This is a genomic window from Hyphomicrobium sp. (assembly GCF_041659645.1).
In the GTDB taxonomy this organism is placed as follows: domain Bacteria; phylum Pseudomonadota; class Alphaproteobacteria; order Rhizobiales; family Hyphomicrobiaceae; genus Hyphomicrobium_B.
Genome location: NZ_JBAZXX010000003.1, coordinates 518,858 through 532,417 on the forward strand (window position 1 = coordinate 518,858; position 13,560 = coordinate 532,417).

The 13,560-nt window shown below is 60.1% G+C and carries 17 protein-coding genes; 9 read left to right on the forward strand and 8 right to left on the reverse strand.

Translation table 11 applies throughout. The annotated features are described in order from the left end of the window. Positions 1 to 197: 197 nt before the first annotated feature. Entirely contained in the window at positions 198 to 725 is a 528-nt protein-coding gene (gene hemJ, locus WC811_RS12355; protein WP_372644909.1) for a protoporphyrinogen oxidase HemJ, read from the reverse strand. A 4-nt stretch (positions 726 to 729) separates the two neighbouring features. Next, a complete protein-coding gene (gene hemE / locus WC811_RS12360; RefSeq protein ID WP_372644911.1) occupies positions 730 to 1,785 on the reverse strand; it encodes a uroporphyrinogen decarboxylase in 1,056 nt (351 codons plus the stop codon). Between the two features lie 451 nt (positions 1,786 to 2,236). Between hemE and WC811_RS12365 the strand changes: the two genes are divergently transcribed. From WC811_RS12365 to dnaQ, 5 genes are read left to right on the forward strand one after another with little or no spacing between them, the layout of a single operon-like run. Then, positions 2,237 to 3,088, forward strand: a complete 852-nt coding sequence (locus WC811_RS12365; protein ID WP_372644913.1) for a pyruvate, water dikinase regulatory protein — start codon at positions 2,237 to 2,239, stop codon at positions 3,086 to 3,088. After that, positions 3,081 to 3,692: a Maf family nucleotide pyrophosphatase gene (locus WC811_RS12370; RefSeq protein WP_372644915.1), complete on the forward strand. Its 612-nt coding sequence runs from the start codon at positions 3,081 to 3,083 to the stop codon at positions 3,690 to 3,692. Before WC811_RS12365 ends, WC811_RS12370 begins: the two co-directional genes overlap by 8 nt. Then, on the forward strand, positions 3,689 to 4,519 hold the full coding sequence (locus WC811_RS12375; RefSeq protein ID WP_372644917.1) for a shikimate dehydrogenase: 831 nt from the start codon (positions 3,689 to 3,691) through the stop codon (positions 4,517 to 4,519). Before WC811_RS12370 ends, WC811_RS12375 begins: the two co-directional genes overlap by 4 nt. Beyond that, on the forward strand, positions 4,516 to 5,136 hold the full coding sequence (gene coaE, locus WC811_RS12380; protein ID WP_372644919.1) for a dephospho-CoA kinase: 621 nt from the start codon (positions 4,516 to 4,518) through the stop codon (positions 5,134 to 5,136). Before WC811_RS12375 ends, coaE begins: the two co-directional genes overlap by 4 nt. A 21-nt stretch (positions 5,137 to 5,157) precedes the next feature. Then, complete coding sequence (dnaQ, locus tag WC811_RS12385; RefSeq protein ID WP_372644921.1) at positions 5,158 to 5,871, forward strand: DNA polymerase III subunit epsilon; 714 nt, start codon at positions 5,158 to 5,160, stop codon at positions 5,869 to 5,871. Positions 5,872 to 5,878: 7 nt separating this feature from the next. On the opposite strand, the gene secB is transcribed toward dnaQ, so the two are convergent. Both secB and WC811_RS12395 read right to left on the reverse strand, forming a co-directional pair. Then, on the reverse strand, positions 5,879 to 6,385 hold the full coding sequence (secB, locus tag WC811_RS12390) for a protein-export chaperone SecB (protein WP_372644923.1): 507 nt from the start codon (positions 6,383 to 6,385) through the stop codon (positions 5,879 to 5,881). Positions 6,386 to 6,496: 111 nt separating this feature from the next. Continuing rightward, on the reverse strand, positions 6,497 to 7,027 hold the full coding sequence (locus WC811_RS12395; RefSeq protein WP_372644925.1) for an FxsA family protein: 531 nt from the start codon (positions 7,025 to 7,027) through the stop codon (positions 6,497 to 6,499). Between the two features lie 283 nt (positions 7,028 to 7,310). Between WC811_RS12395 and WC811_RS12400 the strand changes: the two genes are divergently transcribed. From WC811_RS12400 to WC811_RS12410, 3 genes are all read left to right on the forward strand, one after another. Further along, positions 7,311 to 8,066, forward strand: coding sequence for a Tim44/TimA family putative adaptor protein (locus WC811_RS12400; RefSeq protein WP_372644927.1), 756 nt, complete (start codon positions 7,311 to 7,313; stop codon positions 8,064 to 8,066). A gap of 102 nt (positions 8,067 to 8,168) precedes the next feature. Further along, positions 8,169 to 9,491 carry a murein transglycosylase A gene (locus tag WC811_RS12405; protein ID WP_372644929.1) on the forward strand — a complete coding sequence of 441 codons (1,323 nt, stop codon included), beginning with the start codon at positions 8,169 to 8,171 and terminating at the stop codon, positions 9,489 to 9,491. Next, positions 9,488 to 10,123, forward strand: a complete 636-nt coding sequence (locus WC811_RS12410; RefSeq protein ID WP_372644931.1) for a Smr/MutS family protein — start codon at positions 9,488 to 9,490, stop codon at positions 10,121 to 10,123. Before WC811_RS12405 ends, WC811_RS12410 begins: the two co-directional genes overlap by 4 nt. Before the next feature lie 2 nt (positions 10,124 to 10,125). On the opposite strand, the gene WC811_RS12415 is transcribed toward WC811_RS12410, so the two are convergent. Then, positions 10,126 to 10,644 carry an invasion associated locus B family protein gene (locus WC811_RS12415; protein WP_372644933.1) on the reverse strand — a complete coding sequence of 173 codons (519 nt, stop codon included), beginning with the start codon at positions 10,642 to 10,644 and terminating at the stop codon, positions 10,126 to 10,128. Next, the gene (locus tag WC811_RS12420) at positions 10,645 to 11,151 is read right to left on the reverse strand and encodes an RNA methyltransferase (protein ID WP_372644935.1); all 507 of its coding nucleotides are present in this window, start codon (positions 11,149 to 11,151) and stop codon (positions 10,645 to 10,647) included. Positions 11,152 to 11,203: 52 nt separating this feature from the next. Here WC811_RS12420 and WC811_RS12425 point away from each other — a divergent pair, with 52 nt between their 5' ends. Next, entirely contained in the window at positions 11,204 to 12,181 is a 978-nt protein-coding gene (locus tag WC811_RS12425) for an NADPH:quinone oxidoreductase family protein (protein ID WP_372644937.1), read from the forward strand. Between the two features lie 23 nt (positions 12,182 to 12,204). On the opposite strand, the gene thpR is transcribed toward WC811_RS12425, so the two are convergent. Together thpR and WC811_RS12435 are read right to left on the reverse strand one after the other, a co-directional pair. After that, on the reverse strand, positions 12,205 to 12,783 hold the full coding sequence (thpR, locus tag WC811_RS12430) for an RNA 2',3'-cyclic phosphodiesterase (protein ID WP_372644939.1): 579 nt from the start codon (positions 12,781 to 12,783) through the stop codon (positions 12,205 to 12,207). Positions 12,784 to 12,810: 27 nt separating this feature from the next. After that, positions 12,811 to 13,530 (reverse strand): arylesterase, encoded by a 720-nt coding sequence (locus WC811_RS12435; protein WP_372644941.1) that lies wholly within the window; start codon positions 13,528 to 13,530, stop codon positions 12,811 to 12,813. Between the last annotated feature and the right edge of the window lie 30 nt (positions 13,531 to 13,560).

Consider the following 13,560-nt stretch of genomic DNA (forward strand, 5'->3'; position numbering starts at 1 on the left):
AGAACTCCACGGAGCGCCGCATCGCGGCGGTATCGGGTGGTGGGGTGGGGTGAATGGGCTTGGCACGACAGCGACGAGGCGGGCGCCTCGTCATAAACCAGCGAACGTTGACGCATCAAAACGTCGAAACGTGCCGTCTGCCAAAATCCTATGAGGACGTTACTGGTATAGCAGATCGGCGACGGCCTGCAAAGTGGTCAAAACGGCTTTACAATCACAAGGATGACGATGCCGATCATCAGCACCGTCGGTATTTCATTGATCATGCGCCAGTGCCGCGCCGATTTCGTATTGCGATCTTCCCTGAAGGCACGCGTTGCAGCTGAGAGGTAGCCATGCAACCCGGAAAGCGCAAGGACAAGCGCGAATTTCGCGTGCAGCCAGGGCGCCGACCAGAAACCGCTCTGCCATGCCAGCCATAGCCCTAGCACCCACGCCACGGCCATCGCGGGCGTCGTGATGATGTTGAGGAGGCGTCCCTCCATGACTTTGAAAGTCTCGGATTGAGGCGAACCGACCGGCGTATCGGCGTGATAGACGAAGAGGCGCGGCAGATACAGCATGCCCGACATCCAGGCGATCACGGCGATGACGTGAAACGCTTTGACCCAAGGATACGCCGCCGAACCGAAAACCACGATCAACGCCGCGGCGGCAAATGCCGTAATGCCAAGGGCGATCCCAGCGCGTTTCGCGGCCAAACTTTTTTGAGCGGTTTCCGGCATGATCTCACTTCCCGGCTAAGCGAACGCGCGCGACGAGTCGCGCAACGTTATCTGGCGGCGTTTCAGGAACGATGCCATGTCCGAGATTGAAAACGAAGGGTAGACCGGTCATGGCGCGGCAGATGGTGTCTACGCGATCGTCGAGAGCATCGCCGCCGGTGACGAGCAGCAACGGATCGAGATTTCCCTGCACGGCGGTGCCTGTTCGGCCGATCGTCTGCATCACGCTCAATGGGCAGGAGGTATCGCAGCTGACGCCGTCGACGCCGGTTCCTGCGATGTAGGTTTGCAATGACGCCGCGGCGCCGCGTGGAAAGCCTATGACAGGGACGTCCGGGTGGCGCTTGCGGATTTCGCTGACAATGCGAGCGGTTGGCTCGACGACCCAGCGAGTAAATTCATTTTCGGCGAGACTTCCAGCCCAGCTGTCGAAGATCTGGATGGCGTCGACACCAGCTTCAATCTGCCCAGAGAGATAAACGATCGACGCTTCGGTCAGAATGTCGATGAGGGCGGCGAAGCCTGCAGGATCGCGATACGCCCAGCTGCGCGCGGCCGCCTGATCGGACGAGCCCTTGCCTTCGGCCATGTATGTCGCGACGGTCCACGGTGCCCCACAAAATCCGATCAAAGCTGTTTCGCGCGGCAGTTCGTTCGAGAGCCGCGCGACCGTTTCGCAAACGAGCGCAAACTTGTCGTGGGTGTTCGATAGGGCGAGTCGGGAGAGGCCTGCAATGGATTTGATCGGATCGAGACGGGGGCCTTCGCCTTCCGCAAAACGAACGCTTTGGCCGAGTGCATCGGGCACGACGAGGATGTCGGAAAACAGGATCGCGGCGTCGAAACCGTAACGGCGGATCGGCTGCAGCGTCACTTCGGCGGCAAGTTTCGGGGAATAGCACAAATCGAGGAAGCTGCCGGCCTCGGCGCGGAGTTTGCGGTATTCCGGAAGATAGCGGCCAGCTTGGCGCATCAGCCAGACGGGAGGTGGCGCCACAGCTTTGCCCGAAAACGGTTGCAGGAAGCGCTTGTCGAGCCGTTCGGGTTTCAGATCGCGCACCGTCGTTCTTCCCTTCACTTCAAATCAGATAAGTTTTCTTGAATCTTATTTTTAAGACTCTTACCCCTGGGGGGAGTGGGGATCCGCCGATCATCCACGCTCAATCCACAGGGTGTCCGGCTGCCGGACCGTGTAGCACGAGGCGTAGCGCTTGTGGCGCGTGGCGCGCAATAGGGGCTTAACGCTCTCGTTAATCAATGAGTTGCGAGCGATGTGCTACTCCAACTCGGTTGGGCGTCTTGTTGAGAAGGGTTCGACAACGGCGGGAGAGGCGGGTTGTTCCTCGGGACAGGCATTCGTCGAACAACATCTTTCCCTTTTGCCCGGATGTGGGTATCGCGGTGGGTAGGTCGATGGTTGTTCTCTCAACTCATGGCCGGTCCACGGCGTCGGGTGATAACTATAGAGTTTTGAACATGCCGCCGCGCGTCCTTCTCAAGAGATGATCGCCATGACGTTGCCTAGTCTCTTTCACATGCACCTCGTGTCCGATGCCACGGGCGAAACGTTGGCGGCGATCGCGAAAGCCGCGATCGTGCAATATCAAAATATCCGCGCAATCGAGCACGTGCATCCGCTCGTGCGGACGCAGCGGCAGTTGAAGCGCGTGCTTGCCGATATCGAGAATGAGCCCGGTATCGTTCTATATACCGTCGTCAATACCACCCTGGTGGCGGAGCTTGAGGCGCACTGTCAGCGACTCAAAATTCCGTGCCTCGCGGTGTTGCGGCCGATCATGCAGGTTTTCGAAAGCTATCTTGGCGCGCCGCAGACGCCGACTGTTGCTGGCCAACATGTGCTCGACGCCGATTACTTCCGGCGAATCGACGCGATGAATTTCACGATGGCGCACGATGACGGACGGCTGCCCGATAATCTCAGCGACGCCGATATCATTCTGCTTGGCATCTCGCGGACGTCGAAAACGCCGACAAGTCTTTATCTCGCCCAGCGCGGATACAAGACGACCAATCTTCCGCTTGTGCCGCAGGTGCCCCTGCCGGAACAATTGTTCGAACCGCATACGGCGTTTGTCGTTTGTCTCATTGCGAATGTCGATCGCATCGCGGACGTGCGCCGCAACCGCGCGATCCTGATGGCCGACCGCGATCTTGAAACGTATGTCGACCGCGATACGATCTCGGCGGAAATCGCCTATACCCGGAAGATTGCCGCACAGCACGGCTGGCCGATCATCGACGTGACGCGGCGCTCAATCGAAGAATCCGCGACGATGATTCTGAAACTTCTGCAAGACCGCAAGTCGGGAACACGCTCGGAGGCGGAACCGACCAATGCCTGAAACAACGCGTCTGGTGCTCGCTTCGGGAAGTGCGGCGCGCAGAACTTTGCTCAAAGCTGCGGGACTGTCGTTCGACGTCATACCGGCCGATATCGATGAAGTGGCTATACGGACCCACATCCTCGAAAACACATACGGTTCGGAAGCCAGCGACATTGCGAGCGTGCTTGCGGCCGAAAAAGCGCGGGTCGTTTCGGTATTGCATCCGGATGCTCTCGTCATCGGCGCCGATCAGGTGCTGGTGCTCGGTGGCAAAATTTTCTCGAAGGCCGCGAGCCTCGCTGAAGCACGCGAGCATCTCGTGATGCTGCGGGGGCGTACGCACGATCTCGTTTCGGCGGTCGCGCTGGCGCGGAACGGCAATGTTCATTGGCAAATGACCGCGACAGCGGGCATGTCGGTGCGCGACTTCTCCGACGAGTTTCTCGGTTCCTACCTGGAGCGTGTGGGCGAGCGCGCTTTGATGAGCGTCGGATGTTATGAACTTGAAGGTGCGGGCGTGCAGCTTTTCGAGCGGATCGACGGCGATTATTTCACGATCCTTGGGATACCGCTTTTGCCGCTGCTTGCGCGCCTTCGCGAGGAAGAGATGATCACGGCATGAAACGCGCTTGTGTCGTCGGCTGGCCGATCGCGCATTCGCGATCGCCGCTCATTCATGGATATTGGCTTCGAAAATACGGCATCGACGGTTCGTATACCAAGGAACCGGTGCAGCCCGGCGAGCTTGCGCAATGTCTTGCGACGCTGAAAGCGCGCGGCTTTGTCGGATGCAACGTGACGGTTCCCCATAAGGAAGCGGCTTTCGCTACCGCCAAGATCCGTGAACCTTCGGCCGTCGCGGTTGGCGCGGCGAATACGCTCTGGTTCGAGGGCGACGCGCTCGCGTGCGCGAATACCGACACCTACGGGTTCATGGCTAATCTCGATCAGGCGGGGCCGAATTGGCGGAGCATTCCGGGGCCGGTCATGGTGCTTGGCGCCGGGGGATCGGCGCGCGCGGTCGTCTACGGACTGTTGGAGAGCGGGCGGCGCGATATTCGCGTCTTCAACCGGACGGTCGAGCGGGCCGACGAGATTGCGCGGCACTTCGGCGCAGCGGTGTCGGCGTGGCCGTGGAATACGCGCAACGATCACGTCAAAGACGCCTCTCTTATCGTTAATACGACGACGCTTGGCATGAATGGCGCCGGAAATCCGGACATCAATTTCCAAGCTGCGAAAAAGGACGTCGTCGTCGCAGATCTTGTTTACGTCCCGTTGGAGACTTCGCTCCTAAGGTCTGCGCGCAAGCATGGATTGGTGGGGGTCGGCGGTCTCGGCATGCTGCTACATCAGGCTGTTCCCGGATTCGAAAAGTGGTTCGGTGTCCGGCCTGAGGTTTCTTCCGAGCTTTATGCCCTCGTTGCTGAGAACATTCGCGAGGCATGATGCTTGTCGTTGGATTGACCGGGTCGATCGGTATGGGAAAATCGACCGCAGCGGCGCGGTTTCGCGCGCGCGGCATCAGCGTTTTTGACGCCGATGCCGAAGTTCACCGCCTTTATGCCGGTCCGCTGGCAGAAGAAATCGAGCGGGCGTTTCCGGGATCGCTGACGGACGGAACGGTCGATCGCGCCAAGCTCACGGAGCATCTCATCGTCGCGCCGCACCGGTTCAGAGAGCTTGAAGCGATCGTGCACCCGCGCGTGCACGAGGCAGAGCGGAAATTCCTGCAGGCCGAGCACAGCGACGGTGCGGCGCTCGCGGTTCTCGAAGTTCCGTTGTTTCTTGAAGCCAGCCGCGACGAGCATGTCGATGCCATCGTCGTGGTTACGGCATCGGACGACGTTCAGCGGCAGCGCGTTCTTGCGCGTGCCGGCATGACGGATGCAAAATTCGAGGCCATCGTCGGGCGCCAACTTCCCGAAGCGGAAAAGCAGGCGCGTGCGGATTTCGTTGTGGACACGAGCGGATCCGTCGAAAACTGCAACAGCCAAATCGACATTATCATCACTAAACTACCCGCACTTAGCGCCACGGCCTATGAGCAGTTCTGGCGCGACTGACGCCAGACCTTAAGGACTGCAATGCGCGAAATCGTTCTCGATACCGAAACAACGGGCCTCGATCCGAAGAAGGGTCATCGGCTGATTGAAGTCGGCGCTATCGAAATGATCAACCGCATTCCGACCGGCCGCGAGTTCCATCGCTTCATCAATCCGCTGCGCGATGTGCCGAAGGAAGCGCAAGAGATCCACGGTATCGCGACGGAATTTCTGTTCGATAAGCCGGTCTTCAAGGACGTGGCGAAAGAGCTGTTGGCATTCGTGGGTAATGACGTTCTTGTCATTCACAACGCGCAGTTTGACATCACGTTTCTCAATCATGAGCTGGGGCTCGTCGGCGAGAAACCCTTAAGCTTCGATCGCGTCGTCGATACGCTGGCGATCGCACGGCGGCGGCATCCTGCGGGACCGAATAACCTCGATGCGCTCTGCAAACGCTATTCGATCGATAACTCCCAGCGCACGAAGCATGGCGCTCTGGTCGATAGTTTGCTTCTCGCGGAAGTTTACGTCGAACTGCTCGGGGAGCGGCAGGCAACCTTCGGCTTGCAAACGGTAGGCGGAAATTCCGCCGCTGGCCGGCGGAACGGCGCGCGCGGCGTCGCTGCTGTGCCGCGTCCGGAGCCCTTGGCGCCGCGCGTCTCCGAGGCGGACATCGAAGCGCATCGAAGCTTCGTCGAAAAAATGAAGACCACGACGTTGTGGCTTCGATTTTGGGGTGAGACGCCGGCTTGAGCTTGTCTTAAGCGAGCTGTGTGTTCGCGGTTTGGCTTCGTTGCCGCTGGCGCTGAACGTAAAGGCCGCCGAAATCGATCGGATCGAGCAGAAGCGGCGGAAAACCTCCTTCGCGCGTGATGTCGGCCACCAGGCGGCGCAGGAATGGGAAAATCATCGCGGGGCCGGAGACGAGCAGGAACGGCTCAAGGGCTGCTTCCGGAATGCTCTCGATCTTCAACAGGCCCGCATAGACGATTTCGAGCACATAGATGGTGCCGAGATTGTTGGTTGCGGTCGACTTGAATTCGATCGACGTTTCAAACAAGTCACCCTCGATGCGCTGGGCACCAACGTTGACTTCAACCTGAATGTTCGGCTGGTCGCCCGCACCTGAAATCAGCTTTTGGATGTTCGGATTCTCGAACGATAGATCCTTGATGTACTGGTTGACCATCTTGGCCTGGATCGGAACCTGGCCCTCGGAACGCGGGCCTACCGCCGCGCCGTTTCCATTGCTTCCCTGCTCGGCCATGACTTCCTCTTTAGGTATTTCAAAGTTTGGGGCTTTTGACGCGGCTCGCTAGCACGTCGATCCGGCTGGTGCAATGGAGAGGGCTTCGGCGCCGCTCGTAGGGTCGCGGATTTATGAGCGCCAGCGGCGCGGTTGGACTGCCTTGCCCGGGCGCAACGGGCGTTCGCTGACGCGCTCGTATTCGCCCTCGATGACAATGCCGTCACCGTCGCTGGGCGGGACGTCGTCCTTGGCACGGAACGTCTCGCGGCTGACTTCGGCCTGATAATGAAACAGCGTCACAAGCTTCAATAGGCCTGTGCGAATGACGACGTTGCGGACCTGGGGCACGAGGAGCACAAGTCCGAACATATCGGAAATGACGCCGGGAAAGATCAGAAGCAGTCCGGCCAAGACTTGCAAAAATCCGTCGAAGAGGGGGGAGAAGCCTTCCCGGTCGGAGCCGAGGCGCGAGAGCGCCTTCTCGAAGACGGACAGCCCGACTTGGCGGATAACGTAAGTGCCGAGAATGGCCGTTCCGATGATAATCGTCGCGAGCCACCAGATGCCGATCAACTGGCCGAGGCGGATTAGCAACCCGATTTCCAGCAATGGGAGGGCCGAGAACGCGAGGATGAGGGCAATTTTCAAGGGTTGAGACATAAGCTCTTGCCAAACTGTCGCGCTACCTTAGCGCGGTTGCGTGTCAGCGACCACTGACCTTGTCGACACTGGGTCAGGCGTTTCAACACTATCCACATTGCGCTCGGGCAACTTCCGGGCTCAATAGGCTGGAAGATGGGCGGCAGACGCGGCAACCTTAAGGTGCTATAAGTTCCACCTTCAAATCGTCGGTCCGCAGCCCTAGATACGATGTTAGTATGGCTGCTATCGACGCGGATGCCCATTCGGCATCGTGTCCCCACCAGAGGCGCTGACCTTTAGAATGAACGGCCAATTCGATCTCATAACACTGATTGCCCTTGTCGTCGCTGTTGCCGCGATCATCAAGCTGAGAAGCGTGCTTGGCCATCGCACCGACGACGATGAGCAGCGCGTCGAGCGGCTTAAGACGCGAGAGCGGGAAGCCGCGCAGCGCGCCGCCGCGGATTCCACATCGGGGGATGTTATTCAGATGCCGCGGCGCGATCGCGAGCCGATGCCTTCGGCGCCAGCGCCGGAAGTTACGGGTCCGAGCACGGAAACGCGGATCAGGGCGTATCCAGTTCAGGATCCGGCCGTTACCGCAGGTTTGCTCGACATCGCGCATCTCGATCCGTCTCTCGATCCGGACTCGTTCCTGGCTGGCGCCGGCCGTGCCTATGAGACGATCGTTTCGGCCTTCGCCGAAGGCAATCGCCGCGGCTTGAAAGATCTGCTGGGCAAAGAAGTCTATGACGGATTTACCACCGCCATCGCCGATCGGGAGGCTCGCGGCGAGACCATCGAACAGCAGTTCGTGGGCATCAAGAAAGCCGAGATCGTCGAGGCGGAAGTCAAGAATGGCGTCGCGTCTGTGGCGGTTCGCTTCGTAAGCGAGCTCATCTCGTCAACGATCGATAAGGCCGGTCAGGTTATCGCGGGTGACGCTCAAAAGATCAAAGACGTGACGGATATTTGGACGTTCAGCCGCGATATCTCGACGGAGAGAGCGCGCAGCGACCCGAATTGGCGTCTGGTCGCGACGCAGGCGCCGAATTAAGTTACGATTAAGCGGCGCGTGGTCTTCTGAGGGGCGGTGAACGCCGCGAAAAGATCGACGGACCGTCGAGTATAGTGTGGGTCGGGCACCGGGGGGCGCCTTTTGACCAAGTATGCGTATCACCCGAGATATTGGAGAGTCAGCCGTATTTTGGTGCTGGCCCTGCCGCTGCTTCTGTCGCAAAATTTCCTGCTTGAGTGCGGAGGCGCTCTCGCCGCGACAACCTCCAAGACGTCAACCTCCAAGGTTTCTCAGAGCAAAGCTCCGCCCGCCATGACGCCGAGCGCACCGACATTCGAGCCGATGGCGTTCAGCGATCTTCCGGGCTGGGGCGAAGACGATCATCTGGCCGCGTGGAAGGCGTTTCTGGCGTCGTGCAAGCCGGTGCTGAAATCCGGCGCGCGCGCGAGCAATCCTGGCAATGCGGGGTCGCCTCAAGCACTTCTCGATATCTGCGCGCGCGCGACCGCTCTATCGAAATCGAAGTCGGTTCGGACGCGAAGCGAAGCCCGGCAGTTCTTTGAAACGAATTTTCGTCCGCACCGGATTTCCGGCGGCGACCCGCAAGGCTTGCTAACGGGCTATTACGAGCCGCTGATCAAAGGTTCGCGAACGCCAGACGCGATTTATAAAGTTCCGGTCTATCGGCGGCCGTCCGATCTGGTGAATGTCGTCGCGGAAAGTGAACGCGGAGCTAAGTCGGGGTCGTTCACGCATCAGCGCAAGACTGAGAAAGGGCTTGAGCCCTACTTGACGCGGGCCGAGATCGAGGGCGGCGGTCTTGCGGGTCACGGTCTCGAGCTTTTGTATCTCAAGGACCAAGTCGACGTCTTCTTCATGCAAGTGCAAGGCTCCGGTCGCATCCAGCTACCGAGCGGCGAAAAAGTGCGCGTGACCTACGACGGCAAGAACGGTTATCCTTACACCTCGATCGGCAGGGTCCTCATCGACGACGGACAATTGACCGCCCAAGAGATGTCGCTCAAGTCGTTGAAGGGTTGGCTCAAGGCGGACAAAGAGCGCGCGAAACCCGTGATGTGGAAGAACCAGTCGTACGTCTTCTTCAAGGAGCTTTCGGGAGAGGAAGCGAAGTCGCCGATGGGTGTCATGGGCATTCCTCTTCAAACCGGGCGGAGCCTTGCGGTCGATACGACGTACTATGCAATCGGGACGCCGATCTACGTCGATGCGCCGGAAATCAAACATGCGACGAAGGCTGGCGTTTTTCGCCGCTTGATGGTGGCGCACGACGTCGGTTCAGCGATCAAAGGGACCGAGCGCGGCGATATTTATTTCGGCTCCGGCGACGAGGCCGGGCGGCTTGCTGGTGTCACAAAGCAGCCGGGGCATCTTTATGCGCTACTGCCGGTCGAAGATGAGCGCGCTTCAGTTCCCGATCCGAAAACGGCGAGCAACGGACCGTGAAAAAGCCGCAAGGCCGGGGTGGCGCCAAAAAAGGCGGAGCGGCCGGGGAAGATGATCATGACATTTGGCAATATACAGCGGCGACCATCGAACCGCTGAAGCGCGCCAAGGGGCGGTTCCATCCGGCAAGCGATGCCGTGAAGTCAGGGCTTCCAAAGCCGAAACCGGCGACGGCAGCCGAGCGAGCGGTTGTGAAACCTCGTGTGGCGTCGGCGCATCCAGACGTTCCGGCTGTAAAGCCGCCGCGCGCTACCGCACCCGATCTTGCGTTGTTCGACCGCAACAGCGTCCGGAAAATTCGCGGAGGCCGTCTCGAGATCGATGCGCGGGTCGACCTTCACGGCATGCGCCAGGATGAAGCCCATGCGGAACTCAGGCGGTTTCTAATGAGCTGCCAGAGTCGCGGTTTGCGTTATGTTCTGATCATCACCGGCAAGGGCAAGGCGACGGGAGCGCAAGCGTCTCATATCGGCGAAGGCGATCGCGAGCGCGGGGTGTTGAAGCGCAACGTGCCGCGTTGGCTCGAAGAACCGGACCTGCGGGCCGTGGTCGTCAGCTTCGCGACGGCGGCCGCTCAACACGGTGGCGAGGGCGCCATCTATGTGCATCTTCGCTCAAAGAGCCGGGTCTAAGCTCAGAAACACGTTTCCTGGAGCTTTTGAAGCGCCTGCCGGAGGCCGTTCAACGAATAGGTATCGGTGACGGTCGCGCCGCTATCCGGGGTGGCTGCGACCGTCATCGCACTGCCCTTGCGCATGGCCTCGACGAGCTTTAGTTCGCGCGTCGAATCCGATACGTAGGCGCGGTCGCCGGAGCCAAAGAGCCTGAAACCCGACGGGCTGATCGTCGCGAGCCCCGGCGTGTTTTTCTTGATCCGGAAGCCCATGCGGAAACTGATTTCAGCGCGAATGCCGTCCTTGGGCCACGCGGAGATATAAGCCCGTGGCGGCTGACGCTCGGCGTCGGCCGATTGGCTCGACTTCGGCTCGCTGGTCACAAAACAAAAGAGGTGCGGGTTGTTGCTGTCGGTCATCAGCGCCCAATCGCCGTAGGTGCTGGCGCGCGTCATCTGCTCGGCGTCCGCCGCCTTAGCGGGCGTGGCGGCCCCGGCCATGAACAACAGAATGGCCAAGATCTTTCGCGAAATCTGCATTCAAGGCCCCCCTTCCCCGATCGGCCGATCGGCGAACCGCGCCAGCGACTTGATGCGGTCATACATCACGATGGCGCCAGCCATCGCGACATTGACGCAAAAGGCTGTCGGGATCTTGACGACATAGTCGCAGCGTTCCAGCAACGGCTCGGAAAGCGAGCCTAGCTCGGGCCCAAGAACGTAGGCTGCCCGGAGCGGATGGCGGAAGCTCGGTAGGTCGATCGCGTCGTCGATAAGCTCGATGCCGACCAGTTTACAACCGCCGGGCAGGTCCATGTCGTCGAGCATCGCCCAATTGTAATGCGGCAAATGCAATTGGCTTTTCGAGGTGTCGGCGTGGGCTTCGATGGCTTTATAGGTCGCGCCGACGGTAAACGTGAAGCTCGCGCCGAAGGCGTGCGCGGACCGCATCAGATTGCCAAGGTTGAGCGACTTCGACATGCGTTCGGCGCCGATGGCGAAATAGCCTTTCGGATGCGGCGGCCACGTGGTCGCTTTTCTTGACATTGGGTTCCGCTCGTGTGTGTCAAAGGGATATGCAGCGAGTGGGACGTCACATATGAAGGCAGCTCTTTGCAAGAGCCTTGACGGGCCGAAGGGCTTGGTTATCGAAACGCGACCAGAGCCGATCGCGAGGGCGGGCGAGGCGATCGTACGGGTCGCGGCGGTTGGTCTCAACTTCGCCGATACGCTGATTACGCGCGGAAAGTATCAGTTCAAGCCGGATTTACCGTTTTCGCCAGGGGCGGAAATTGCGGGCGTGGTCGAATCCGTGGCCGCGAACGAGCTCGGGATTCACGTGGAACAGCCGGTCATGGCCTATGTGAATTGGGGCGGGGCGGCTGAGAAGGTCGCGGTCGATGTCGGCAAGCTTGTTCCTATTCCGGATGGTGTCGCGATGCCGGTCGCGGCTGGTCTCTCAGTGACCTACGGGACGGCGTTCCATGGTCTTGCCGACCGCGGCAAACTCAAAGCTGGTGAGACGGTTGTCGTCACTGGCGCAGCGGGGGGCGCCGGGCAGGCGGCCGTCGAAATCTCCAAGCTGATGGGGGGGCGCGTCATCGCGGTCGTGTCGTCGGAAGAAAAGGCCGCTATCGCGAGGGCGGCTGGGGCGCATGAGGTGATCCTTTTTCCCGGCTCGGATCTTAAATCCGAGGTTCGTAACCTCACCGGCGGGTCCGGCGCGGACGTCGTCTATGATTGCGTGGGCGGGGACGCGTCGGAGCTTTTGGTTCGCGCACTTGCCTGGCAAGGGCGCTTTCTCGTCGTCGGATTTGCGGCGGGTGAGATACCGAAAATTCCGCTCAATTTACTTTTGCTGAAAGGCGCCGAGATCGTCGGCGTGTTCTGGGGGGAGGCGGTGAAACGCGATCCGGCCGGGCATCGCGCCAACATGCAACGCGTCTTGGACTGGGTGCGCGACGGGCTGATCGTGCCGCGCGTTCATGCAACCTATCCGCTCGAAGATATCGTCGAAGCCCTAGGCGTTCTCGACCGCCGTGAGGCGACGGGTAAGATCGTGGTGACGATGCGTTGAGGCGCTGCGAGCGACGCTGCGTGCTACCAGTTCGCGTCGCCCTCGCCTTCATCAGTGAGGAAGCCCATGCCGCGCATCGGGAAGCGGTCCTCGATGCCATAGGGTCCGCCGCCGACGCCCGGCCTCGACGACATCAGCAGAGTCTGCGCGACAAAGAACGGTTCCGAACGGTAGCCGCCGTTGCGCGACAAGAAACGGGCGATGGCATCGACATTTGCGTGCCGCAACCGCGCGAGGGTGACGTGCGGTTTGAATGCGCGCGTGTCGGGAGCAAGTCCGGCATTGCGCGCGGCTTTCTCGTGCGCCCGTGCGAGTTCCTCCAGTTCGGGTTTCGGTTCGACGGCGGCCCAAATCGAATGCGGGTCATCGCCGCCGAATACGCCGAGGCCTGACAGTTTCAGTTCAAAGCCGTCGGGCTCGATGCGTGCAAGATTGGCGATGAACTCGCGGGCTTCGACGTTGCCGATATCGCCCGCGAACCGCAGCGTGATGTGGTAGTTCTCGGGCCTGATCCAGCGGGCGCCGGGCAATGGCAGGCGCAACCGGTAAAGTTCGTCGCAAATTTCGTCGGGGAGCTCGATGGCCGTAAACAAGCGGGGCATGTTCGATGTCCTTGCTCGTGGGCGACGCTACGGAGTGGCTTCTTTTGCGGTCGCCTGATTTTGCTCGACGCGAGCGACGAGGGCTTCGACGGCGGGCATGATGCGTTTCACGATCTCAGCGACGCCCTTGCCGGTCGGATGCAGTCCGTCGGGCTGCGTAAACGAGGGATCGAGTGCGACGCCGTCAAGAAAGAACGGATACAGCGGAACGGCGTATTTTGCGGCCAGTTCCGGGAAAATGGCGTCAAAATTTTTGACGTATTCGTCGCCCCAATTGCTCGGCGATTTCATGCCGGTCAGAAGTACGGGGATGCCTTTTGCTCGCAAGTCGGCGAGCATTTTGTCGAGATTGGCGCGTGGCACCTTCGGATCGATGCCTCGGAGGGCGTCGTTGGCGCCGAGTTCGAGGATGACTGCATCGGGCTTGGGGTCGAGCGCCCAATCGAGGCGTTCCAATCCACCGGACGTCGTATCGCCGGAAACACCGGCATTGATGATGGTGACCTTGTGTCCCTTGGCTTCAAGCGCCATCTGAAGCTGCACTGGAAACGATTCACTGGTTTTGACGCCGTATCCGGCGGTCAGGCTATCCCCGAAGGCGACAATCGTCGTCGGACGCAACGAAGCTGCGGACGCGGAGGTTACGAGTGCTGAAGTTACGAGCGAAGCCATCATCCCGGCGTAGATCATAAGGTGAAGTGCGACCTTCGCAATCCAGCCTGGGGCAAGGGAAACTGTTACGTTCATCTTTCGGCCCCACACATCACACAATTCATG

What these genes read in the sequence shown, in the direction of transcription:
- hemJ (WP_372644909.1), bottom strand. Translation starts at nt 725, where the DNA reads ATGCCGGAAACCGCTCAAAAAAGTTTGGCCGCGAAACGCGCTGGGATC.
- WC811_RS12365 (WP_372644913.1), top strand. Translation starts at nt 2,237, where the DNA reads ATGACGTTGCCTAGTCTCTTTCACATGCACCTCGTGTCCGATGCCACG.
- WC811_RS12370 (WP_372644915.1), top strand. Translation starts at nt 3,081, where the DNA reads ATGCCTGAAACAACGCGTCTGGTGCTCGCTTCGGGAAGTGCGGCGCGC.
- WC811_RS12375 (WP_372644917.1), top strand. Translation starts at nt 3,689, where the DNA reads ATGAAACGCGCTTGTGTCGTCGGCTGGCCGATCGCGCATTCGCGATCG.
- coaE (WP_372644919.1), top strand. Translation starts at nt 4,516, where the DNA reads ATGATGCTTGTCGTTGGATTGACCGGGTCGATCGGTATGGGAAAATCG.
- dnaQ (WP_372644921.1), top strand. Translation starts at nt 5,158, where the DNA reads ATGCGCGAAATCGTTCTCGATACCGAAACAACGGGCCTCGATCCGAAG.
- secB (WP_372644923.1), bottom strand. Translation starts at nt 6,385, where the DNA reads ATGGCCGAGCAGGGAAGCAATGGAAACGGCGCGGCGGTAGGCCCGCGT.
- WC811_RS12395 (WP_372644925.1), bottom strand. Translation starts at nt 7,027, where the DNA reads ATGTCTCAACCCTTGAAAATTGCCCTCATCCTCGCGTTCTCGGCCCTC.
- WC811_RS12400 (WP_372644927.1), top strand. Translation starts at nt 7,311, where the DNA reads ATGAACGGCCAATTCGATCTCATAACACTGATTGCCCTTGTCGTCGCT.
- WC811_RS12415 (WP_372644933.1), bottom strand. Translation starts at nt 10,644, where the DNA reads ATGCAGATTTCGCGAAAGATCTTGGCCATTCTGTTGTTCATGGCCGGG.
- WC811_RS12420 (WP_372644935.1), bottom strand. Translation starts at nt 11,151, where the DNA reads ATGTCAAGAAAAGCGACCACGTGGCCGCCGCATCCGAAAGGCTATTTC.
- WC811_RS12425 (WP_372644937.1), top strand. Translation starts at nt 11,204, where the DNA reads ATGAAGGCAGCTCTTTGCAAGAGCCTTGACGGGCCGAAGGGCTTGGTT.
- thpR (WP_372644939.1), bottom strand. Translation starts at nt 12,783, where the DNA reads ATGCCCCGCTTGTTTACGGCCATCGAGCTCCCCGACGAAATTTGCGAC.
- WC811_RS12435 (WP_372644941.1), bottom strand. Translation starts at nt 13,530, where the DNA reads ATGAACGTAACAGTTTCCCTTGCCCCAGGCTGGATTGCGAAGGTCGCA.